The 22,983-nt window shown below is 37.7% G+C and carries 19 protein-coding genes, 1 tRNA gene and 2 pseudogenes; 10 read left to right on the forward strand and 12 right to left on the reverse strand.

Annotation, left to right across the window (positions count from 1 at the left end; all coding sequences use genetic code 11):
- Positions 1-8 precede the first annotated feature (8 nt).
- Entirely contained in the window at positions 9-2,453 is a 2,445-nt protein-coding gene (locus BVH04_RS12520) for a TonB-dependent receptor (protein ID WP_086541816.1), read from the reverse strand.
- Positions 2,454-2,730: 277 nt separating this feature from the next.
- Between BVH04_RS12520 and BVH04_RS12525 the strand changes: the two genes are divergently transcribed.
- Positions 2,731-3,408 carry an ABC transporter ATP-binding protein gene (locus BVH04_RS12525; RefSeq protein WP_086541817.1) on the forward strand — a complete coding sequence of 226 codons (678 nt, stop codon included), beginning with the start codon at positions 2,731-2,733 and terminating at the stop codon, positions 3,406-3,408.
- On the forward strand, positions 3,401-5,923 hold the full coding sequence (locus BVH04_RS12530) for an ABC transporter permease (protein WP_086541884.1): 2,523 nt from the start codon (positions 3,401-3,403) through the stop codon (positions 5,921-5,923). The genes BVH04_RS12525 and BVH04_RS12530 overlap by 8 nt, the downstream gene beginning before the upstream one ends.
- 547 nt (positions 5,924-6,470) lie before the next feature.
- Here BVH04_RS12530 and BVH04_RS12535 read toward each other — a convergent pair.
- Positions 6,471-6,554 (reverse strand): annotated as a pseudogene (locus BVH04_RS12535) (type II toxin-antitoxin system YoeB family toxin); the annotation flags it as partial.
- A gap of 50 nt (positions 6,555-6,604) precedes the next feature.
- On the opposite strand from BVH04_RS12535, the gene BVH04_RS12540 reads away from it, so the two are divergent.
- The gene (locus tag BVH04_RS12540; RefSeq protein WP_086541818.1) at positions 6,605-6,940 is read left to right on the forward strand and encodes a nucleotidyltransferase family protein; all 336 of its coding nucleotides are present in this window, start codon (positions 6,605-6,607) and stop codon (positions 6,938-6,940) included.
- A gap of 76 nt (positions 6,941-7,016) precedes the next feature.
- Positions 7,017-7,241: pseudogene (locus BVH04_RS26645) on the forward strand (HepT-like ribonuclease domain-containing protein); the annotation flags it as partial.
- 9 nt (positions 7,242-7,250) lie between these two features.
- Here the strand turns inward: BVH04_RS26645 and BVH04_RS12550 are convergent.
- Together BVH04_RS12550 and BVH04_RS12555 are read right to left on the reverse strand one after the other, a co-directional pair.
- Positions 7,251-7,505 carry a Txe/YoeB family addiction module toxin gene (locus BVH04_RS12550; RefSeq protein WP_086541819.1) on the reverse strand — a complete coding sequence of 85 codons (255 nt, stop codon included), beginning with the start codon at positions 7,503-7,505 and terminating at the stop codon, positions 7,251-7,253.
- Positions 7,506-7,517: 12 nt separating this feature from the next.
- Positions 7,518-7,772, reverse strand: a complete 255-nt coding sequence (locus BVH04_RS12555; protein WP_086541820.1) for a type II toxin-antitoxin system Phd/YefM family antitoxin — start codon at positions 7,770-7,772, stop codon at positions 7,518-7,520.
- Positions 7,773-7,912: 140 nt separating this feature from the next.
- Here BVH04_RS12555 and BVH04_RS12560 point away from each other — a divergent pair, with 140 nt between their 5' ends.
- From BVH04_RS12560 to BVH04_RS12565, 3 genes are all read left to right on the forward strand, one after another.
- The gene (locus BVH04_RS12560) at positions 7,913-8,359 is read left to right on the forward strand and encodes a hypothetical protein (protein WP_086541821.1); all 447 of its coding nucleotides are present in this window, start codon (positions 7,913-7,915) and stop codon (positions 8,357-8,359) included.
- A 48-nt stretch (positions 8,360-8,407) separates the two neighbouring features.
- Positions 8,408-8,578, forward strand: coding sequence for a hypothetical protein (locus BVH04_RS25465; RefSeq protein ID WP_169714425.1), 171 nt, complete (start codon positions 8,408-8,410; stop codon positions 8,576-8,578).
- A gap of 397 nt (positions 8,579-8,975) precedes the next feature.
- Positions 8,976-9,338 carry a helix-turn-helix domain-containing protein gene (locus BVH04_RS12565; RefSeq protein ID WP_086541822.1) on the forward strand — a complete coding sequence of 121 codons (363 nt, stop codon included), beginning with the start codon at positions 8,976-8,978 and terminating at the stop codon, positions 9,336-9,338.
- 221 nt (positions 9,339-9,559) lie between these two features.
- On the opposite strand, the gene BVH04_RS12570 is transcribed toward BVH04_RS12565, so the two are convergent.
- On the reverse strand, positions 9,560-10,750 hold the full coding sequence (locus tag BVH04_RS12570) for an ATP-binding protein (protein WP_086541886.1): 1,191 nt from the start codon (positions 10,748-10,750) through the stop codon (positions 9,560-9,562).
- A 418-nt stretch (positions 10,751-11,168) separates the two neighbouring features.
- On the opposite strand from BVH04_RS12570, the gene BVH04_RS12575 reads away from it, so the two are divergent.
- From BVH04_RS12575 to BVH04_RS12585, 3 genes are all read left to right on the forward strand, one after another.
- Positions 11,169-11,822 carry a hypothetical protein gene (locus BVH04_RS12575; protein WP_086541823.1) on the forward strand — a complete coding sequence of 218 codons (654 nt, stop codon included), beginning with the start codon at positions 11,169-11,171 and terminating at the stop codon, positions 11,820-11,822.
- Positions 11,819-13,936, forward strand: coding sequence for a P-loop NTPase family protein (locus tag BVH04_RS12580; protein ID WP_086541824.1), 2,118 nt, complete (start codon positions 11,819-11,821; stop codon positions 13,934-13,936). Before BVH04_RS12575 ends, BVH04_RS12580 begins: the two co-directional genes overlap by 4 nt.
- Positions 13,937-14,202: 266 nt before the next feature.
- Positions 14,203-15,252: a hypothetical protein gene (locus BVH04_RS12585; protein WP_140160582.1), complete on the forward strand. Its 1,050-nt coding sequence runs from the start codon at positions 14,203-14,205 to the stop codon at positions 15,250-15,252.
- A gap of 877 nt (positions 15,253-16,129) precedes the next feature.
- On the opposite strand, the gene BVH04_RS12590 is transcribed toward BVH04_RS12585, so the two are convergent.
- The 7 genes from BVH04_RS12590 to BVH04_RS12620 all read right to left on the reverse strand — a co-directional run bounded on the left by BVH04_RS12590 (position 16,130) and on the right by BVH04_RS12620 (position 22,932).
- Complete coding sequence (locus BVH04_RS12590) at positions 16,130-16,912, reverse strand: hypothetical protein (protein ID WP_086541826.1); 783 nt, start codon at positions 16,910-16,912, stop codon at positions 16,130-16,132.
- A 72-nt stretch (positions 16,913-16,984) separates the two neighbouring features.
- Positions 16,985-18,607 (reverse strand): hypothetical protein, encoded by a 1,623-nt coding sequence (locus tag BVH04_RS12595; protein WP_086541827.1) that lies wholly within the window; start codon positions 18,605-18,607, stop codon positions 16,985-16,987.
- Positions 18,604-20,421: a hypothetical protein gene (locus BVH04_RS12600; RefSeq protein WP_086541828.1), complete on the reverse strand. Its 1,818-nt coding sequence runs from the start codon at positions 20,419-20,421 to the stop codon at positions 18,604-18,606. Before BVH04_RS12600 ends, BVH04_RS12595 begins: the two co-directional genes overlap by 4 nt.
- Positions 20,422-20,523: 102 nt before the next feature.
- The gene (locus BVH04_RS12605; protein ID WP_086541829.1) at positions 20,524-20,976 is read right to left on the reverse strand and encodes a helix-turn-helix transcriptional regulator; all 453 of its coding nucleotides are present in this window, start codon (positions 20,974-20,976) and stop codon (positions 20,524-20,526) included.
- Between the two features lie 614 nt (positions 20,977-21,590).
- Positions 21,591-21,672 (reverse strand) — tRNA-Leu (locus tag BVH04_RS12610).
- A 202-nt stretch (positions 21,673-21,874) separates the two neighbouring features.
- Positions 21,875-22,162, reverse strand: coding sequence for a putative quinol monooxygenase (locus BVH04_RS12615; RefSeq protein ID WP_086541830.1), 288 nt, complete (start codon positions 22,160-22,162; stop codon positions 21,875-21,877).
- Positions 22,162-22,932: an SAM hydrolase/SAM-dependent halogenase family protein gene (locus BVH04_RS12620; protein WP_086541831.1), complete on the reverse strand. Its 771-nt coding sequence runs from the start codon at positions 22,930-22,932 to the stop codon at positions 22,162-22,164. Before BVH04_RS12620 ends, BVH04_RS12615 begins: the two co-directional genes overlap by 1 nt.
- Positions 22,933-22,983 lie beyond the last annotated feature (51 nt).

The raw sequence follows: 22,983 nt of genomic DNA on the forward strand, positions 1-22,983 counted from the left end.
TTTCTGGATTAGAATGAGAAAGTGATTGTTCCCAAAATATTTCTAGGTGCACCTGGGAAAAGTCTCAAGTAGTCGTATCCACCTACCCAGTAGGTTTTGTCAGCTAGATTATTGACGTTGAGCTGAAGGCGAACGTTTCCTGTGGTGTAAAAAAGCGCTGCGTTCATGACATTGTATCCAGGAATGGTTTGAGCTTCACTGAGAGAAAGATTTCTTTCCGTTACGAAATTTGCTCCAAACCCAACTCCCAAACCTGTCAGGGCTCCTTGATCAAACTCATATTTGGTCCAAAGATTACCTTGGTGTTTTGGTGCATTTGGCTTTTGTCTGCCTAGGTCTTCCTCATTAGGACTTTCTGTGATTTCGGCCACATTATAGGCATAGGAAGCCATTATACTCCAATTCATCAGGATTCTCCCAGTTACATCAAATTCCACCCCTTTAGCAGTTTCTTTTCCAATTTGCTCTAGCAAGTCATTTTCTCCCGGGACCTGATATAAGGTGTTCTTTTGATCAATTTTATAAATCCCGGTAGTCAATTCCAGACGTTTGTTGAACCAGTCAGACTTCATTCCAAATTCTACCATAGAGCTGATCAGTGGGTCAAACGGGCCACCTGCATTTGGATTCGATATAGTGGAAGCAGTTTGAGGATTGTATCCTTCCACGTAAGTGCCGTAGAAATTCATGTTCTCATTAGCTTTGAACACCAAACCTAACCTTGGAAGCAATACGTTCTGCTTCACTTTTTCCTCATTCTCCTTTTTATAATTTTCAAAGTCTGTATATACTTCATACCTAATACCAATCATTGCTTCGAGTTTTCCTAATGTGATCTGATCCTGAGCATAAAACCCATTCAAGTGATAAAGTGTGGGGTCGAAACTTCTCTGGGCATAGAAATATTTAGACATATCCTGCATGGTCTGAGAATTGATCGGATTCTCAAGGTCAAAATGAGAAACATTTGGTACCGGATTTCCATTTTTGTCTAGAAGGTAGGCACCCTTATTTGCTGGATTGAATCTGGAAATGGAACCTGTGTTTGGTGCATTTTTATAGCCATTGGCAGTCAATTGTGAGCCACCGGCTGGTAACGTTTCTTGGGCATAATCATAGCCAAGAACCAGTTTATGGGTTAGTTTTCCTGTAGTTTTCTGAATATTAAAATAAGCAGAAAGGTTGTCCACAAATCGGGTTCTTTTTCTGATGAATACTTGTCGCCCTACCATGGTGCCAATTGTATTTCCATCGCCATCTAAAGCATAGCTATTTGAAGATCTATGCTCAGTGAGATCTTCATTATATCCTGTCTTCATGTAGGAGGCGTTGAAGCTTATATCCTTGTTGATCTGATGATTCAGCGAAGTGGTGATCGTGTAAGTCTGCTCTTTCAAATAGTCATTCGCGGTATTCAGTGATCTGGAGGTAGGTGTGGAATAGAGATCATTCTCAAAAGTAGATTGGCCTCTGTCCAGTCGGCTGCTTGAATTATTAAATACCAAATCTAAATTCACGCGAGTCTTTTCGGATGCGATGAATGATAATGATGGAGCTACCACGATGTTTTTGTCAAATTGAAGATCTCTGAAATTCTGCGCGTCCTCGTATCCAAGATTTAATCTATAAAGCAAGGTTTTTGACTTGTTTGCAGGGCCTGTGAAATCGGCCAATCCTCTGAAATTATTAAAACTTCCAACAGAGAAACTCATACTGTTTCTATTGATGTCAAGTGGCTTTTTAGTTACTCTATTCACTACGCCACCAGGACTGGCATTGCCAAAAAGTGCGGAAGATGGGCCTTTCAGTACTTCTACTCGCTCCAAATAATTGATCAAAGGCTGTTTCCAGAAGCCTGAAGTAGAGCGCATTCCGTTTACCAATTGCGTATTGCTACCTCCGTTGATGCGGAAGCCACGGATGGTGATGTCATCATAGAAGGTAAATTGACTTACCCCGGAGAAGTTCTTCACCGTTTCGCCTACGCGCATTAGTCCCTGATCCAAAATCAATTCTTTGGTCACATACGAAACTGACTGGGGCAGATCTTTGATGTTCGTTTGTGTTTTGCTGCCGATGAAAGTTGAGGTGTTTTTATAGCCTTCTTCTTTTCTACCTACAATCTCCACTTCCTGCAAGCTCGAAGTCTCCTCTTCCAATTGGAAATTTCTTGTGAATACAGGCTTATTGATGTTTATTTTTTCATTGACAGGAATGAATCCAATGAATGATAATTTCAACTGATGCTCTCCCGGCTTGTCAAAAACCAATGAATAGCTGCCTTCGATATCTGTGACAGCGCCAAATGAAGTTCCAGCAACTTGGATGCTTGCTCCGATCAAAGGTTCTCCTCCACTAGTAGAAATTGAGCCACGAAGTTCATAATTGGATTGGCTATAAGCACTCAAAATACTGATGAAGTATAGTGCAAAACAGGTAAAAACTCCCTTCATAATTTTATTAAGATTGATTATTGATAAGGCAAAAATAGGGAGCGGATCTGAAATCACCTCATTTTATTTAGATTAATTTTAAATAAAATTAACGTCCATCTGTTTTGTGAAAATTTTGAATGGAGAAAAAAGAGGTTGAACATCTTGAAGAAGGATGTTTTTACAACCGACACAAAGTGATTTGCTGGTTTGTAGCGGGATTGCTATCTTCCATCAACAATAATAAGGGTTTGCCGTTAAGCATTTATCAAATCCATCTCCCACCCAAGTACAATACATGAATATTTTATCAGTTTCAAACCTAAGCAAGGTTTATACTAGTGGCAGCAGAAAACTGACTGTCTTAGACGAAGTTACATTTGATATTAAATCAGGCGAAACCATCTCCATAGTTGGCCCATCAGGCAGTGGTAAGACGACTCTTCTCGGACTTTGTGCCGGATTAGATTCCGGCTCTACAGGTAGCGTTGTGTTGGACGGTAAGTCGCTGGAGAAGCTTTCGGAAGATCAGCGAGCTGCGGTTAGAAATCAGAGCGTAGGCTTTATTTTTCAGAATTTTCAACTTCTGCCTACACTGACCGCTTTAGAAAATGTAATGGTTCCGCTGGAGCTGAAAAAGAGAAAAGATGCACGTCAAAAAGCGCAGGAACTTCTCAATAAAGTAGGACTTGGAGACAGAGGCACTCATTATCCTACACAACTTTCCGGTGGAGAGCAGCAGCGGGTTTCGATAGCCAGAGCTTTTGCCAATGAGCCAAAAATTCTTTTCGCTGACGAACCAACGGGAAATCTGGATACAGAAACTGGGGAAATGATAGAGAAATTGATTTTTGACCTCAATAAAGAAGAGGGAACTACACTGGTTTTGGTTACGCATGATTTGGAACTGGCAGCCAAAACTCAACGCATCATTCATATTAAGGGTGGAAAAATACAGGAGGATGCAAATGCCTGATTACGGATGGATTTTTAAGATGGCTTTTCGGGATTTCCGAAAAAACATCTCTCGACTGTTGCTTTTCGTTTCTTCCATAGTGGTCGGAATTGCAGCTTTGGTAGCAATTAGTTCATTTGGAGAAAATCTCACAGCAGACATTGACAATCAGGCCAAAGAGCTTTTAGGAGCTGATTTGGTACTTGAAAACAACAAGCCAGTAGGCGATCAGACGATAGATAGCGCGGCTACGCAAATGGCTTCCGAAGTGAATTTTGCGAGTATGGTTGCTTATCCTAAGACTGGAGCCAGTCGGCTTACTCAGGTTCGAGCGCTCGAAGGAGCATTTCCATTCTATGGTTTTTTTGAAACAATTCCTGCTTCGGGAGATGCGGATTTTCGCTCAGGAGGAAAAAAGGCCTTGGTAGAAAAGACGCTGATGGCTCAGTTCAATGCGGAAGTTGGAGACCAGATCAAAGTGGGTGAGGTGCTTTTCGAAGTAGTGGGAGAATTGCAAAAAGTGCCTGGGCAAACAGGGATTACAGCATCCGTAGCTCCTGCAGTTTATATACCAAAGGCTTATTTGGAGGAAACTGGTTTGATACAGTATGGTAGTCGTGTGGAGTATAGCCGATATTTTCAGTTTGAGCCGGGAACTGATGTAGAGGCGTTAATTAAGCCATACGAGGATCAATGGGAAGAAGAGCGTGTGGACGCGGATACTGTGGAGGACAGAAAGCGATCCACTGGTCGCTCATTTGCCAATCTTTCTAACTTCCTGAGCTTGGTTGCTTTTATCGCATTGCTTCTTGGCTGTGTGGGAGTGGCGAGTGCAGTGAATGTTTTTGTGAAGGAAAAGTTGTCTTCAGTAGCTGTCTTACGTTGTCTGGGTGTTTCTTCCAGAGATGTCTTGCTGATTTATCTTACGGAGATCATCATTATGGGCTTTGTCGGAGCGATACTTGGCGCTTTTCTAGGAACACTACTTCAATTTGTGCTGCCTGCTGTTTTCGCAGATTTTCTTCCGGTTGAAGTTTCCTTTTCTATCTCTTGGCTGTCGGTAGGTTTTGGTGTTGTCACAGGCTTATTTGTGTCAGTATTGTTTGCGCTTTTGCCTCTGTTGAAAGTGAGAAATGTGTCACCAATGGCGACATTGAGACCAGAAACTGGCGATTCCACTTTGCTCAAGGATCCATTACGCTGGTTGGTAATTTTAGGGATTCTGGCTTTTATCTGGGGATTTAGTTTCTATCTATTGGATCGAGTTGATTTCGCTTTTGGCTTTACAGGATTTGTGGTTTTTGCGTTCGGAATTTTATGGGGTGTAGCTCAGGCGATTATCTGGGCAGTCAGGCGATTTTTACCTATTTCTTTCACTTATACCTTACGTCAATCCTTGGCGAATTTATACCGGCCAAATAACCAGACAGTTTCTTTGATCGCGACCATCGGTTTGGGAACCGCTATGATTTCTACACTCTTTTTTCTCCAAAATCAATTGCTTGAAGAAGCCAAGTTTGCAGACAAAGAAGATCAGCCAAATATGCTGCTATTTGATATTCAAACGGCTCAACTCCAAGATGTGAAAGCGAAAATTGAATCAAGAAACCTTCCAATCATGCAGGAAGTGCCTATAGTAACTTTGCTGCTGAATGAAATCAATGGAGTGGATAAAAAGGAAAATGAGGAGCTTTCGGACGAAGAAAATTACTCTCGCTTCCTGTACAATCGTGAGTTCCGTGTGACATATCGGGACACGCTCATTTCCTCAGAGACACTGGCAGATGGTGAATTGATTCCGATGGGCACCAGAGGTGACACTATTTTTGTCTCTTTCGAAAAAGGGTTTGCCACAGGAAATGGCTTGGCAATAGGGGATGAGATTGAGTTTAATGTGCAGGGAAGGCCGATCAAAGCTTTCATTGGAAGTTTTCGGGACGTGAAGTTCAATCAGGTTTCTACCAATTTCTTGGTGCTCTTTCCGGAAGGAGTATTGGATCAGGCACCGAAATTCCATGTGCTGATCACTAAAACAAAGAATGACCGTGAAGCTGCCGATGTACAGGCTGAGATAGTAAGGGAGTTCCCGAATATCTCCATTATCAATCTGGGAACTATCGTGGAGACGCTGGAAGAGATACTAGGCAAAATCAGCTTCGTGATTCAGTTTATGGCCTTTTTCAGCATTGCAACAGGGATTTTGGTATTGATCAGTTCGTTAATTATTAGCAAATATCAGCGGATGCGAGAGAGTATTTTGCTACGAACCTTAGGAGCAAGCTCGGCTATCGTAAGTAAGATTAATACGCTGGAATACTTCTTCTTAGGAAGTTTAGCTTCGCTTTCAGGGATCATTTTATCCTTTGGGGCAACTTGGCTGCTGAGTGAGTTTGTGTTTAATATCCCATTCAGAGGAGCTTGGTTTGAAGCAGCTATGCTATATCTGTCGATCACTGTTTTGACGATAGTGTTGGGCTGGCTCAATGGCCGTAAGATTATCAATCAGCCACCGATGGAGATTTTGAGGGGAGATTAAAGGGGGAGGAATTTAGAATTGAAAATATAAAATGGGGTCTCAAAAGGACTCCATTTTGTTTTTTTACCCCAATTATCTGAAATTAGATAAGATATTTAAGTATTATTAATTAAGTTTAAGGTAAAATTGATTTCACATCTAATAGAAGATTTGTTATGTCGTTGACTGAAGAGCAACTTTTAAAATTAAAGAAGCATATAATTGACAATGCCCCAGAAATAGTTAAGGGCGCAAATCTAGAACGTATTCCTTAATATCCCAGAAGAGAAGATCTAAGGGATTATAAATGGACGTTAATTAGCGTTGCAAAGGTGGGCCTACTAGAAATGTACAATACTTCTAGTTCACATATTTTAAGGATAAATGGTGCGCCTGTAAATTACGAAATAGTAGAAAAAGTTAAGTTTTATGAAGCAGAGAATGAACTTCTAAAAGCTCATTTTGAAAAGATTGAAACTCAAAATTCTAAACTTATCGATAATCTTTAATAATATTTGTTTTAGAAATTTCAGTGAATTAATAAGCTCCACAAGGAGCTCATTTTTCTTTAATAATGATGCCTACACTGCGCTATTTCTAATGCTTTGTCCTTTTCTCGATAGACCAGTCTATGTTTACGGTCAATTCTTCGGGACCACCAACCTTAAGAAAATAAGAGACTGAAATTGAGTATATTTGAAAATGGACTTATTTTCCTTAATAAAAGAAAGACACACCGATTTTGTTGACTTATGTCGTTCGCATAATGTTGATAAAATCTATGGCTTTGGCTCATCTATTACTGATCATTTTGATCCTATTTCTAGTGACATTGATATTATTGTAAAATTAAACATTGAAAATCCCGCTGATCGTGGCGAAGCTTTACTTTCGCTATGGGATAAACTTGAAGAACTTTTTAATAGAAAGGTGGACTTATTGACAGATGACTCAATTCGTAATCCCTATCTTAAATCAACTATAAATCGGACAAAAAAATTGATTTATGACGGAGAAAGAGAAAAAGTTTTTGTCTGACATATCCAGCTCGATTAATCTGATTGAGGACTTTATGTCGGAAATAAAGTCATTTATTTAATATCAAAAGGACTTAAAGACAAAAGGTGCACTTGAAAGACATTTGGGTATTATTGGTGACGCAGTCAATAAATTCCTAAAAGAATCAGCAACGAATCAGTTCGAAAATGCATCAAGAATAATCAGTTTGAGAAATAGGTTAATACATTCCTATGACAATATTGACGACTCAATAATTTGGTCAATTATCACTAGACATCTAAAACCACTTAAAGTGGAAGTGGAGAAAAAAATGGCATAAGGATGATTTTTAATAATGATGCCTACACTGCGCGATTTCTAATGCTTCGTCCTTTACTCTATAGACCAGTCGATGTTCCCGGTCAATTCTTCGGGACCACCAGCCTGACAATTCATTTTTGAGTGGCTCAGGCTTGCCTATTCCTGTGAAAGGAGTTCTCTGACATTCCTTTATCAATGTATTGATTTTTTTTAGCAGCTTAAGATCTGCCTCGAGCCAGTATTGATAATCACTCCAACCATTTGGATAAAAAATAACATCCATCAAAGTAGAGGTTTATGGTTCAATTAAATCCCTTTTTACTCCTAGTCCTTTATTGGCTTGCTCAAGGACTTCGAGCAATCTCTCTGCATTTTTCGGGCTACTCATCAGGTAATATGTTTCCTGCAAGCCTTCGTAGTCAGACTTAGATAAGACTACGACGTCTTCTCCGTTAGCTCGGGTGACGTAGAGTGGCTTTTGATCATTGACGACATCATCCAAATGAGCCTTCAGATTCTGACGAAAATTAGAGTAAGTAGTAACATCCATAAATATGTAGGTTTTTCACAAAGTTAATAAGTTGTACGAAATGTTGTACAAGTATGTTTTTTGTGATGATGGAATTTTTGCGCGTATTTGATTAATTTGAGGTAGTCAATTATTTTTCAACCATCTAAACTGAACTAGATATGCAGGCTTATATTAACTTTTTGCTGGAGGATATTGCCTCTGCGTACTGTCCGGAGGATTATTTCAAAAAATCAGGCAATACTAGGCCTGAATTGGACTTAGAGCAAGAACTTGAAGAATCTGAAAGGTTTTTGAACTGCGATCGTGAACCTATATTTGAAGTCTATTGCGGATTGAAGCGGGAAAATTTTCCTCCTAAGGATCGACTCAGCGAGGACCAATTAACTCAGGTCACCGTAGCCTTTATCAAGATGATGAGTTCTTGGAGTCTTTTTGTTGATTTTCCAGATGATCTCCCACAGCCAATGCGATATGAGTTATTGTTGGATATTTTACTAAAGCCTGTGATGATCTCACAGTACGGTTTTTTTGGCTTTGACTATTGTACCGGCAATCCTGAAGGCTGTGAATTAGGCGAGTATTGCCCGTGTTTGAAGATTGTTTAAATTTTCCCAAAGTCAAGAATGATGAAGAAAGTAAACCTGTAGGTTAATATGGATGTAATCTGTATTTTTGAATTGCGAGGCCCAAATGGGAAATTATTTGCAACTCAATTTGAAGGCGAAGCGAAAAATGAGAGTGAGTTTTCTCAGAATGCATTTTCAAAACTTCGATCTGAGTGGAATGATCCAGAATGGTTAAGGTCTTTCTTCGTTGCATTTTAAAAAAGATTACTACCGATTTTACAGCTCCAAAAGTGTAGGGAAGTTGGTTCGGGAGACAATATCCCTAGCAGATCACCTATTTTAAGTGCTAATGACTGCTGCCCTATCAGAAGAATTAGGTCATTTGTTTAAGCCTTTGAATAATTCTGAATTTGGGAATGAGTATGATTTTCAAAAGCTCAAGGCCAAAGGTGAGGAGTGAAAAATCTATTTAAGGATATATGCGGTAAGATATGGTGATGAATTCGTCATCTCAGGAGGTGCAATTAAGCTCACTAACTCTATGGATAACAGACCTCACACGAAATTAGAAAAGCATAAGATTGAAGCTGTTGTGGATTTTTTGAAGCAAAAAAATATGGAAGGCAAAATAGTCTATTTAGATAGTTGAAATATAATGATGCCAAAGAAATCTATTAAATCATTTAGTATCCAATCCCCAGAAAACTGGATGGAGAAAGTGGTCTGGAGAAAAGCCAACAAAGATTGGTTGGGAAAATCATCTGATATTGCATTCAGTATCTTGGATGCACTGGACAATTTGGGTTGGAACAAAGCCCGATTGGCCAAGGAGTTGGGAGTGTCTCCTCAGCAGGTAAGTAAATATGTGAGGGGAGAGGAGAATTTTAAGTTGGAGACCATCTGCAAATTGGAGAATGTATTGGGAGTCGAATTGATCACGATCTTGACTTCAGATCAGGAAGTGGTTTTCTCTCAAGAAACGAATGCACTCAATGAATCTCCCGCTGCTGAATATTAAGTCAAAAAAGAGCCAAAATCCTAAGCGGCTAGATGTTCCAAAGTAGCAAAACCATGTAATTTGAAAGTCAAACTTTCAGATTACATGGTTTTTAGGGTTTATGGAAGATGTTTAGTGATAATTGATAGTCGAGCCGAACTTAAAACTCTTCCAAAGTTTTAAACTTTGGAAGAGTTGAAAATAGAACTTCAAGACTTAGTATTTGAGCCATGCAATTTCTTTTATACCACTCCAGAAATCATCCCCAAAAACTCAATCAGTCCGACCACTTCTATATCTCCCCGCATTGGAAACCGATCGGATCCGGAATAGACTACATATTTTTTAGTAGCACCAATGTCCTCACAGGCACGGTGAAATCCTGAACTGATCGTCGGGGCACTGGATTTTTTGATTTCTACTCCCCAGACTTCCTTAGATCCATGTTCTAGGACTAGGTTGATCTCTGCTTGATTGCTTGAACGATAGTAGCTCGCCGTCCAGTTTGGGGACAATTGGTTTAGGATATTTTCCATCACAAAGCCTTCCCAACTCGCTCCCACGGCAGGATGTCCCAGCAGCTGATCGAAAGAAGAGATATTCAAGAGGCTATGTAATAAGCCGGTATCTCGAATGTACACTTTTGGAGTTTTGACCAGTCTTTTTTTTGTATTGCCAGACCAAGGATGCACCTGTCTGACCATAAAGAAATCCTGCAAAATATCCAGATACGTCCGGGCAGTCGTATGACTGACTTCCAGACTTTTGCCTATTTCGGTCAGTACGACTTGTTGTCCGTGATAATGTGCCAGCATAGACCAAAAACGCTTCATTCGAGTGGCTGGAACCGACGGCCCAAACAGCGGAATGTCCTTTTCGACATAAGTGGAAATAAAGTCCCGCCTCCAATTTTGACTTTCAGATTCGGACTCTGCCAAGTAGCTGTCTGGAAATCCTCCCCGAAACCATAATTTCTCCAAATTGAAGCCTAAGGGATCGTTTTGAGAAAGTTCTGGAACTGAAAATGGGCTCAGTTCCAAATACCTTATCCTTCCGGCAAGAGTTTCTGATGACTGTTGCAACAGATCTCGGGAGGCAGAACCTAAAAGCAGAAAATGCCCGGCTCGTTCTCCGTTTCGCTTTCGCAAATCCACCAAAGCGCGTAATACAGGGAAGAGCTCAGGTTTCCGTTGGACTTCGTCAATTACTAAAAGCTGGTTTTCGAAGCGTCTCAGGTAGCTCTCTGCATCATCCAGCTTGGCCAAGTCAGAATTTAACTCCAAATCCAAGTAGTGGATAGGTTTCTCCACAGCAGATTTTGCCAGCTCCAAAGCCAACGTGGTTTTCCCTACTTGCCTTGGCCCAAGAATAACCACCACAGGCATGGTTTGCAAGCTTTGGATGAGTTTTTCTTCGAGGATTCTTTGGATCATGCTAATGGATTGACTTTCAATTTGCATGAAGTATACTATAAATTCATGTAATCTGAAAGTTTAACTTTCAGATTACATAGATTTTTGGGTTTTGGTGGTGATAATTGATAGTCAAATCGAACTGAAGAACTTTGGAAAAGTTTGAACTTTGGAAAAGTTTCGTAAAAATGAAAAAGCTACCTTTTTAGTGAGCTTTTGTACCCAAAGCTGTCAAAACATCGAATTAGTTTGTAATCGATTTAAAGATTTATCCCAATTGGGTTCTGCAAATAAAGATCAACCAAAAGTATTTTATTTTGATTAAGTTTGATTTATTGTCAATTTATCAAACTAGACCTGTAATACATTTAAATTGGCACCCTTGTGCAAAAATTTTTCATGTTGCTGTTTGAAAAATAATTTTTAACCCGAACACTAAATGAATTTGGAAGAACAGATACGCAGTTATAAAGACAGACTAAGAATTTTTTTAATTCTTTATTATTTCAGTGATGATTACTCTTCTCCTGAACATCCCGACTACAGAAAAGTATTCAAAAGCGAAGTTAGAGTCCAAAAAATAGATTTCTTAATAAGAAATCCAGATTATCTGGCCTACGAGTTATTGGCACTGGCAGTCAGGGAGCCATCTAAACAACAGGAAATTAAAGTCATAGTAAAATTGATATTCAATACTTCAGAACCACAGTTAAGGAGAATGGAAATGGAACGTTTCTTTTTTGGAGCCTATGAAGATATTGATGATGTTATTGGATTTCTAAAGAGCATCAATTTTATTGATTTCACCAGCAAAAAAAGGATGGATCTCAAAACCATCGAAAAACAGTACTACGTCACCAAACTTGCAATCAATAAAGTTACCTCTGCGATGAGTAGTCTGCCAGCACTTGACTGGTATGTCAAAAGATGCCAACTAATTAAGAAATACTTCGGCAACCTTTCTGGTTCGCAGCTCAAAGTATCACAGTATAAAATTGAAGAATATAAGAATGCTTCCTTTAAGAACTTCATAGGTGAAATTTCCGAGACTGTAGAAAATGAGTACAACAAAATGTTTAATGAGCGATTATGAAATTTGATTACGACAACTTTATAAAAAGTCTTCAAAAAGAATTTGATGATGTTTTTACTGCGGCAGAGATAAAGGAGATATTGGATTTAGATACTGAATTGACCATGGACACGCCATTGTCAACTGGAAAAAGGCTGGAGATCAATTACGTAGCTTTTTCTGGAAGAAAGATTACTGATGAACAACAGGAATATTCTAATCAGGAAATAGACTACACTCAGGAAATTTATTCAGGGGTAAATATGTGGGTTGCCGACAACCTGAAAGGAAAATCGAGCATTTTCAAGATCATTAAATTTGCCCTGACCGGACAGGATAGCTTAAAATCCAATATATCAAAATGGATCAAACATATTTTGCTGGTATTCAGCATCAATGAGAAGAAATACACTGTTTACATCAACAGAGAAAAAAAGAGCATCCAAGCTGCTCTTTTTAACAAAGAATTTAGGACTTACCCGAATGAGAGTGAGCACGAACAGGAAAAATTATTCTCTTCAACATCAAAAGAGGACTTTCAATCGCAGCTTCAAGATTTTTTCTTTCACCAGTTCGACTATTACTCACTTCGCTGGACACAAAAGTCATCAGTTAAGGACAATGACGATCTGCTCGAAGCCGGGGCCAGTTGGCAAACCTATTTTAAATCCATCTTTTTGGAATCAAAGGATTCTGGGGATCTCATGTATGGTGCCCAGGGCACCAAGGTTTTTCAAATGTTGCTAGGCTTACACCTGACCTCACCAATTAATAAACTTTCCGTTGCCAGAGACAAGATGCAGCACCTTAAAGGCAAACAACAATCTTATGCATCGAGAGAAACTGTTGATATTGACACCAAAAAAAGTGAACTAGGGACTGAACTGGCTGGATTGAATGAGAAGTATTCTAAATTAGTTATTGCTGAGAACCAAAGCTTGAATACTGCTCCATTGTTATTGGAATATGATTCTCTAGTTAAGACAGTAGCTACTGAAAGCACTAGAATAATGACTTTGAACAGCTCGATCCAAACTGCCAGAAATGAAAAAATCCGGGTCGAGGGCCGTAAACAATTTGTGGATGAAGAAGTTAAAAGATTACGAAAGGAGTTCTTAAGGGTTGAAAAACAGCGCACAGACATAAAGGAATATCTGGAAATTGGAGTGTTTTTCTCCAACCTTGATGTAAAGACCTGTCCAAGCTGTAGCCATACAGTAACCAAAGAAAAAAAACAAAATGCAGCACACACACACCAATGTGCGCTATGTAGGGATGACATCTCCAATGATGAACACGAGGTTGACACCGCAAACTTAACTGCTAAGCTGGAAGGGCTTGTCATCGTACAAGAAAATTTCAAAAGAGGTATCAAAGAATTTGAAAAAGAATTCGAAGAACTGAGAGAAAAATCTAATGCTCTATATGGCGATATCATAAAATTGGAACAAGAGCATGGCGGATTACAAGATAGCGTTGTAATGAATGAGCGATTGGAAGAATTGCAGAAGACTATTGCAGAAGAACGAAAGAAAATCAGGCCGAGAGATTCAGAAAGAAATGATCTCATCGAGAAAAAAGCAGTAGTCACTTTTAGAATTAAGCAGTTGAATGAATCACCGGAAAAAATTGGCGATCCTAAAGTTGAACAAAAAATCAAGCTTCTGATAAAAGCAATTTCTGAATTGAACAGAATACGCTACGAAGATGGACAGTCGGTGCTTAAAAAATTAGCAGACCTAATGACCAACGAAGTGCAGGCGCTTGGATTAAAAATATCAGAAATCAGAATTAATGACCGCTTTGATATTAAATACAAACAGGATGGAGATTTTCTTTCCTTTTCTGAAATAGCCGAAGGCGAGCAGCTACGCGCCAAACTTGCTTTTTACCTTAGCCTGATACAATTAGACATAGAACACAATTATGGACGGCATTCCCGCCTCTTGATAATTGATAGCCCGGGCAAGGAAGAAGGTGATAAAAATTACCTAGAAGGCTTGTCCACACTAATAAAAGAAATTGAAAGTCGTTTCGGCGATAAATTACAGATCTTAATCGGTACCGCAGAGCGTAGTCTTGAAAATACGGTAACTCGCCAAAACGTATTCCCTGCCCAAACTTTTATATTCTAATGGCGGATAGTCTGCAAAAATATATTTCAAAGTCTGTCCCTGAAAGAATAGAGTTTTTCTCTGGAAATTTCTTTCCAGAAATTCAAGGGATACCAACACAGCAGTTGAATGGATTTCTTGCAGGGATTATTTCAGATCAAACAGAGAACACATACGTTAAGGGGCTTGCACTTGATCGTCTCATGGATTTGGTATTTCTAGATACCATTAATTCTAGACAGGCGCTCAATATGCTAATTGACAATTGGTCTGATGACAACTTGTTTTTGAATGTAAAAAGAATTAAATCACTCTACTTCCTATGCGAACACAGTGGAAAAGAAATTGAGGATATCTTTACAAACTATCTTTCAAATGATGAAGCAGAGTTAACAGCGGAGGCATCTTTCCATTTAGGTTTGATGAACATGCAAAAAGGATTACTCTCTTTAGATCAGGCATCGTCTATCTACTCTCTTGAAAAAAGCAACACAAATTTTATGTCTGCCAGCAAGATGATAGAAAACCGGGTGGATGCCAGCATATTCAGTAAAATAATATCACTCACGATAGATATTCTAAAGAATGTCACAGATTCATTGGCCAATGGATTGAAAGAGATTGGCGTTCTATTTTTCAAGATGGAAGCATTTTCATTCAATTTTAAAGATGGGCCTTTCTATGTTGGGTTTTATAGAGTACTTCAGGGATTGGTGAACATATCAGGACAAAATCCTAAGACCTGGCTTGACTATAGGGTCGAATTATCAAACCTATTTTATCAATTTTCTTTAGTTCAAAATCAAGAAATAAAAAACAGATTACAGGTTAGCAGACTTTCTGGCGACTTTCTTACAAAACTCAATAATGCTTTTTTTGATCCGTTTTTCACCTTGAATTTTTCGGCAGATAAATCAAGGATTTCTGCACGTTTAATCGAACTCAATCAACTTAGCCCTGAAGCCGACTTTCTTAAAAAATTGTTAACACTATCTTCGGAAGACGTAAAAAAAAAAGCAGATGATCAATCCTTAAAAAGCGAATTGGTTAAATTATTCTCACCAGTAAGCGAAGATACAGTTGATAGTCTCCTTTTGCAGTTTACTGACTTAGATGAGCAGGCAAAGCTCTTCAAGGTTTTCGAAATACTATCAAAACCGTCAGCGGTTCAAATGGATGACGTGATTATAAGATGCTGCCTAATGCTACAAAGCATGCGAGCATATTATGGAAACTATTCTGAGGATGACAGAAATACCCTTATTGCCAATTTATTAGAAACCGCTGGTTATCTCCTTAAAGATCAAACCAGAAGAAGCAAAACACAAACAGGTTAGTCAGCAGGTGAAATTGATATTTTTATTGAGGATATAAACCATAATCCCATTTCTATTATTGAAGCGTTAAATCTTACTTCAGTCGATAGGGGCTATATCATATTACATTTAGATAAAATATTCACCTATGATGCCCACGGTCTCAAAAACAATTATATAATCGTGTATGCCAATGCTCCAAATTTTGATTCATTTTACAATAGATATCGAGATTTTGTAAGATCCCACACTTTTAAATATCCTCTCAAGAGCTTAACAGAAAATACCCATATACCATACTCAGAATTAAAAAGGTTTAAAATTGCTCATAAACGAAATTCTGTTGAAGTAAATATGCATCATATAGTTGTTAACCTTTTTTCGAAATAGCCAAAATTCTTGTGTGATAGGTATATACTTAATATTTCGTGCTTTTTTTGTTGATTGCGCCTAAACTATATACAGTTTAAAAAGAAATATCAGTTATTCAGCGTGCTTTTCTAATTAGAGTCGGAGTCAGTCAGAAGAGACTCCCTTGTTTTTGCCGGATTGCTGCCATTTACAATACAGAGAATAATATTCTTTGTTGGGTATCTTTTTCATCCTGCAACGTTACCTATTCAGGATTTCTCCATCAATATGGGGTGGTCGGATGCATACGTTCAAATAGGCGATACTTCAAGACGTTAAAAAAAACTCCATCATGTTCAGATTAGCCTTGACCGAGTTTCGGGGCTGACAAATTACATCAAGTCATTAACAATGCTAACAAATCTCAGAGAGGGATCAAAAATCTCGCAAAAACTCGATATTAGCATCGGAACCCCTATCACCTTCACAGGTGCGGTAGGAATAGGAACAAAAGTATTAAGATTATTGAAAGGGAGAATTGTGGACTTCATGTACAAATCTTAATTTTTCTAACAGAATCAACTTCAAAATCTTTGCACCAAGAGTTTGAACGGACAATGTATGCCGTTTTGTTTATACTTTCTCTGACAATAAAAAGATCTTCAACTGCTGATTGGTAGGAATTGTAGGAGCCAATAACCGTTCTATATGAATTTTCCTTAAGCCAAATGTCAACTTTATTAAATCCTGTTTTCTTCGCTTTCCCAAATTCAAACTGGGCCCCGTCCAAATTTTTATCACCTCCTGCTACAATCATCCATTTGATTGGTTCGCTACTTTCTTTGAAGGGAAGATTTATTTTACTTCCATAGTTAGGGAATATTTTTACCATTCCTTCTTCACCACCAAAGTCTTTGGTCATGTTGAAAAGAGAAGAATCAACTTCCCCAATCGAAATTTCTTCGCTTACAAAGCGAGCTTTTTTAAGTTTTGCTAATTTGTTCGAATCAATTGAAATTATGCCCAAATAATTTAAAGCTTCAATTTTTTCAGAAAATTCTAAGTAGGTTTTTTCTTCAATTGCTTTTGCAATCAAAGAAGAAATGAATTTCTTATCCTCTAATTCAATATTAGATTTATTTTGATGAAACAGCGAAAAGGCGCTATATCCAATAGTTAAAATGCCTAAAATCAATGGAATTGTGGCTGCCGAAATTTTCCTTTGTTCTTTCAGCTTTAAATCCAGTTCTTTTTTCCGAATCTCAATCTCCTCGAACTTAATTTTTTGATCAAGCTCAAATTTTTTAAACTCTAAGTCGTTTTCAGACATGATAATTTCAGAAGTTGTTCTAGGTTATGTTTCCTTAGGATTAGGCAGAGAATATTCGTCGAATTCATCATCTTATTTTTCAGAGTTCATATTAAATCCAACACCAATCCCTAAATACCAGCTTCTAGACCAAACTCCCTGAATAAGATCGGTATTAGACAAGCTACTGCCTAGATTAGTAAGATCAATATCTCTATACTTTTCTTTTATACTATTGATTTTACCAAAAGCAAATCCATAAGAAAGGCTTAAACTTACTTTGCTATCAATAATTGAAATTCCCGGACCGATGGCAAAAAATGGAGTAATCTGCTCCTCAAAAGGAATAAAAAAACCTATGCTGACCGATGGTCTAAATATTGAACCTGTTCGATATGTAATTTCAGAATTAATGCCAACGCCAACCGATAATTGATCATCTTCATCAATCACTGCCCTTAATTCATCAGGCTGATTATCAACTTTAAGTGGCTCAGTATAAATATCGTTGTTTTTCAATCCTGTAAAATATATTGCAGACCCGACATTAACTGAGAGTGCACCTGTGGTTTTAAATGTTCCTGATGACACGGAGTTAGGTAGGCCACCTTTGTATTTTACCTCAGTGGAAATTTCAACTTCATCACTATTTGGGATTGTTAGAGGGAAACTGGTTATATTTAAGTAGTTAGGAGTAAAAGAGACAATTTGGCTAACCATATTGAGTGATATTACATCCAAACGTTTTCTTTTGGCAGAATCAAGCAGAATAGATTGGTATTGTTGCAATGTCTGATAATCCTCTATTGTTAGTTCATTTATTTTTTTTAGATCTTCTAAGACCAAGGCAAAATAATCTTGGTTAATTTTATTTTTTGTTTCTTGTTCAGTTTTAGATAATGCAGTAGTCTTCGCGGTCTTTTTTATTTCTTCCTCAGAATCTAGCGCAAAGGTGCCATCAAAAAGATAAGTAATCCCGGCATTATAGGTGTAATTGATGCCGTTTACAGCAATCCTTATGTATTCCAAATTCAGTAAGCTTATGTTTTTGGTAAATACACTTAGGCTTCTGCCAGAGACTAGTGCTTTTGAGTGTTTCAAATTTATAGAGTCATTGTCGAAAGTCTCAAATTTCTTCAGACTAAATCCTCTATTTGAATATGGTCTTGGAGTTCCATCTATTAATAATATTCTATGATTTTTATTGATATCTGTTTTTTCAAACGTATAAGAGAAAATTGGAAATGGAAAAGGAGAGAATTCCTTGGATTCAAAATTTAATGTGACTTCTTCAGATTTCAATTTAAATTTGAAATCACCATTACTAATAGTCCCCATAGTATTTGAAATAAGTAAAGATACTGAGCTAACATTATCTGCTAATTGTGAAAAGGAAATTTCATTTTTGTCATTTATGACAGGTGTTTTTTCTTTCTCATCTTTTTCATAATTTTCCTTAATTTTAAAAGTTAAATCGAGTTCACTCCAATTTTCAGGAACTGTAATGATAGTTTTCTTTAGCGTAACTAAGTTGCCAAATCTATCAAACATATGTGGAGCATCACCTGAATAATCATTCATCATTGTAAGTTCTTCGTCAATTTCAATAGATGAGCTATCACCGGAAATTTTCAAAACTAACTTTTGAGAAAATGAAAATTCAACCAATCCTATTATAAGGTAAAGATTGATAGCAAAAAATTTAAATTCTTTCATGATGTTTTTATTTTAATGTGGAAATATTTTAATGGGAAATTAATGTCCATTGCGTAGGTGAATTGGTTGGATTTGGCAAATACAATTCCTAAAGCATAGCCGTTTTGATCGTAAAGCAGATTTCCCGAATCTCCATATTCCTGAATCGGTAATTGACTTTTTGTATTCCACACTTTAATCAGATCATACATTTGAAATGGTCCATCTTCAAAATCAATTTCAATCGTAGATGCATGACTCAGGATTTCTGCTTTCTGATTTGAACTCTTTACTCTACTGTACATGTAAGCATTTTTATTTATGATGCTTGAGTCGTCCAAAATCTTGTAACCTTTAATCCTAACTTTGATTAGGCTTTCAAGAGTCGCAAGTTCAAGTTCTGTGTCGAGTTTAATTAGCGCACATTCCCATATATTAGATCTGTAAGCTTTTACTATAGTTCCATTAGGCTGACGCCCAGAACCAAAAATTATCCTATTTTCACTTTCATCACTCGCTAATTGCCCTTGCCAAGTATGATTTGAGTGTTTGACTACATGAAAGCATGTCAAAATATAATTTGAATGTGGATCATTTTCATCTTGAACTTCTAAGGCAACGGATCCTTGAATCGTTGTAGTTTTGGCATTCGAAATACTATCAGCGAAACTGTTTCCTAGTGTCAATTTAAAATCATTAATGTTGTTTTCAAATTGAATGAGAATTTCATCGTCATTGATAAGCTTTCTTATTTTATCTTCAAACCCAGCTGGTGTCTTACCTTCTAACGAAATCATCAAATAATCATTTGCTTTTTGGTTCTTAAATTGATTTTGAATAGAAATACTTGTGATTTCAGGCTCGTTTAATAGTATTGATTTATATCGATGATAGATTTTTGAAATATTATATTTATCAACAAATTCTGCTACTTTCTCAGCGCTAGTTTGATCCATAATTTCTGGATCATTGAGGGCTTGGCTAGCCTTTTTTGCATAGTATAATCTATCTAGTAAGTCATGAAAAAATTTTGAACCAAATGAAAGAAAGAAGCCTGTCAATAGGATGCCGATAAAAAAGCTCACCTCAAAATTCCAAATTTCCAAATTAAAAAGATGTGACTCTATTTGATATTGAAAAGGAAATTCATTTTCATTCCACCCAATACTTATTTTATTATCTATTTTCCTTAGATCCTTTATCAGGGAGAAAAAATTTGCTTTAAAAGCGAATGCAATTAGAACGCCAATGAACATGCTCAAAAGAGTAATTTCATTTTCTTTCTTTTCTTTTTCTTCGCTATTTTTAGGCATAAGGAAGTCTTTATTGATCCTCTCAAAAAATTTTAAACTGTATTTTTTCGAACCTATATACAATTTGTCGAAATACATTATTCCAAGACTGACTAAAGAAGAAAAAAGAAAAATACCACCAAAAAGAATATGCCATGTATATTTAGTTAGGCTAATTGATAAAGCAAAAAATAAAAATGATAGTGCCAGAAAAAATAGAGAGTTATATGATTTATAATTTTTGAAAAATATTTTCTCTCCTTTTATACTTAGAAAAAAAAAGAATGATATAAGAAACAGAATATTGGAAATTATTGAAAAAACTTGTAAAGTTTTAGCACAGTAGCTATCAAAGATAGATAAATTCGCTCCACTAAAGTTTTGAATAATATTATAAAAGCCTCTAGGAATTAAAAATACAGCGATAATAATTAATATTACTGGAAAATTTTGTGGATATGACCTTATAAGCTGAATAAATTTTTCAGAAACAATACTTAAAATGAATAAAATTACCGTCAAAGCTATGACCCCATCTAACATATTCTGCGTGTTTTCTGCTTGAAATTTAACTTAGTAATTAGAAACGCCAGCATGTTGTAAGGTTGAAAAAAGGTTGATTTTTCCTTTATCTGGTCCAAAAACCTATTTCAGCGCCAAAACCATCTCTTTTCTAGACTTTACATCCAGCTTTTTGTAGATATGGTTGATATGGGACTTGAGGGTGCTGTGTTCGATAAAGGATTCGGAACAGATTTCCTTATTGCTTTTTCCTTCGATGATAAGTTGTATTACTGCGTTTTCCTTACGGGATAGTTGAAGGAGTCTTTTTTGCATGCTTGATTCTCTTGTGGATTCCTGCAGATTGATGGCTTCTTTCATTCGTTGGACTTTGGCATATTCGATCCAAGTCCAGAAGTAGGAGAGTAGGAACGTCGCGATCTCAAATCCTGTAAGAGTGAACGCGGACTCCGGAAGGATTTTCCCAAAATCTACATGGACGATGTAGATAGTACTGATAAATAATACTCCTGATAAGGGAAGGAGGAATTTTTGAAACCTGAATAATACGTCAGGTTTGGCTAATAATGTTCTCATAGAAAAAAAGTTAAAAGTTAAAAATCAATGTGTTTGCTAATAGGCAGGTATTTGAGGGATTTTACTGATCATAAAAACTACCGGAATTTCGTCCCGGGAAAAATATCCTAAAATTACTTGATGTTCAGACTATCAATTGAGTAAAACTCTGACAGCAAGTGTACTAAAGCTAAAAAGTATTTTTTGAATATTGAAAATTAATGTGGAGAATCTTTAGAGAATTAGAATTTGGTTAAACAGGCGAGAACTTGGTAGGATTTTGGGATTTTCCGGTGTGGGCGTTTAGAAAGTTTTCCGTTGCAGTGGTCTGATGGAAGTTTTGAGGGGTAGGGGTTTTTGGTTAGCATAAACGAAAAAATTTGCCATTGTTAATTGTACTCCAATAGGGCACAATTTAAAAAGAAAAAGCTCCCTTTTTCAAAGGAGTTTTTATACCCAGACATACCTTAGGCATGCAGGCCGGCACGCATTGCTGCATTGGTATTTGAGACCAACGTGCCTGCCTGCCGGCAGCCGGAGTTCCCGATATCCACTTCGCTTCATTGGGATAAACTTCTCCTCCAGCTTATAAAGCAAAAAAAAGCCCTTTCTTTTCAGAAAGAGCTTTTGGAATGTACCCAGAGCCGGAGTCGAACCGGCACGCCTTGCGGCATCGGTGTTTGAGACCGACGCGTCTACCGATTCCGCCACCTGGGCATTCTATTGTTTTGTTTCTATACAGTTGTACGGTATCCAACTTGTATTATTTCCGATGATCAGTCTACCGTCCCGAAAGCTATCGGGACTGCCACCTGGGCATTCGGTAAGTCTGACTTTACATCTGACTTGGCTCCGTCACTTGCGTAACGGGTTGCAAATATGAGCAAAGAATCTTTTTTCTACAAACTCAATTTTCTACTTATTCCAATTTTCTTGAACTGAAAGCCTGAGGCTTTTCAGAGAAAAGGGCTTTGGTAAATGCCCAAATGGATTTAAAAAGCTCAGAGTCACGGTATTGATTGAGATGTTCTTCGCTTTCCCAATGGCTGTGTGTCAGAAAAATATTTTTCTCATTTTCATCCTGCCAAAGCTCCAAATGCTGACAACCGGGGAAATTTCGAATTGATTTCTTGTTCACATGGAAATTTTCCAAGAAATCCTCAACTGCCTCAGGTTTGAAAGTCATTCGTACGATTCGGATCAGCATCAGGGATGGAAGGTCACATAAACTACGCTGTCATATTTCAAACCAAGCAATTCTCCTCCATGACCATGATTGATTCCGATTTCCAGTAAGTCCAAGCTGTTGAAGAATGCAAAGCAATCTCCGGGTTCTACCTGATCATAGCCTTTGTGCAGTTTGTTGACAGATTCTCTCCCAAACTCTATTTTGAATCTGCCGGGGTTCAACTTCTCAAAAACCTCTTTGTTGATATTCGTAATCAGATTGCCATAGCGATCCACCCGGAGCACATGGCCGGTTATATTTTCTCGCGTGGCCTTTGGCTGACGGGACATGAGTTTTCGGAAGTTTTTCAAAGGGCCGCCGAAATCGTGAATAGCAGCACCACTTGCTACTTTTGCGGCGATTGGGGCTAAAATGTCTTTCGTAGGAAAAGTAGAGTCCTTCAAATGCATGTCGGCAAACTGAACCATAATACCAGGATCATGATCAGCTAGCAAACTTAGAATTCCATTATTTGGGCCGATAAAAATGTGTTCTTCCAGCTTCACGCCGATATATCCATGCGTGATACTTCCCGTTGTGTTTAAAGATACCAAGTGTACGGTTCCTTTGGGGAAATCCCTGAAAGTGGCTCGCAACACAAATGCAGCGTGGGCAATGTCAAACGTATCGATATTGTGTGAAATATCGATGATGTTCAATTGTGGATTTACGGCGAGCATTTTAGCTTTTACTGCCGGTACGTAGTAATCTTTGTCCCCAAAGTCTGAGAGGAATGTCACCAATGCCATAGAAGCAAGTCAATTAAAATTTATGTACTTTTGTTTAGGAGGGCTGCGAAC

The sequence above is a fragment of the Algoriphagus antarcticus genome, from assembly GCF_002150685.1.
Classification (GTDB): Bacteria; Bacteroidota; Bacteroidia; order Cytophagales; family Cyclobacteriaceae; genus Algoriphagus; species Algoriphagus antarcticus.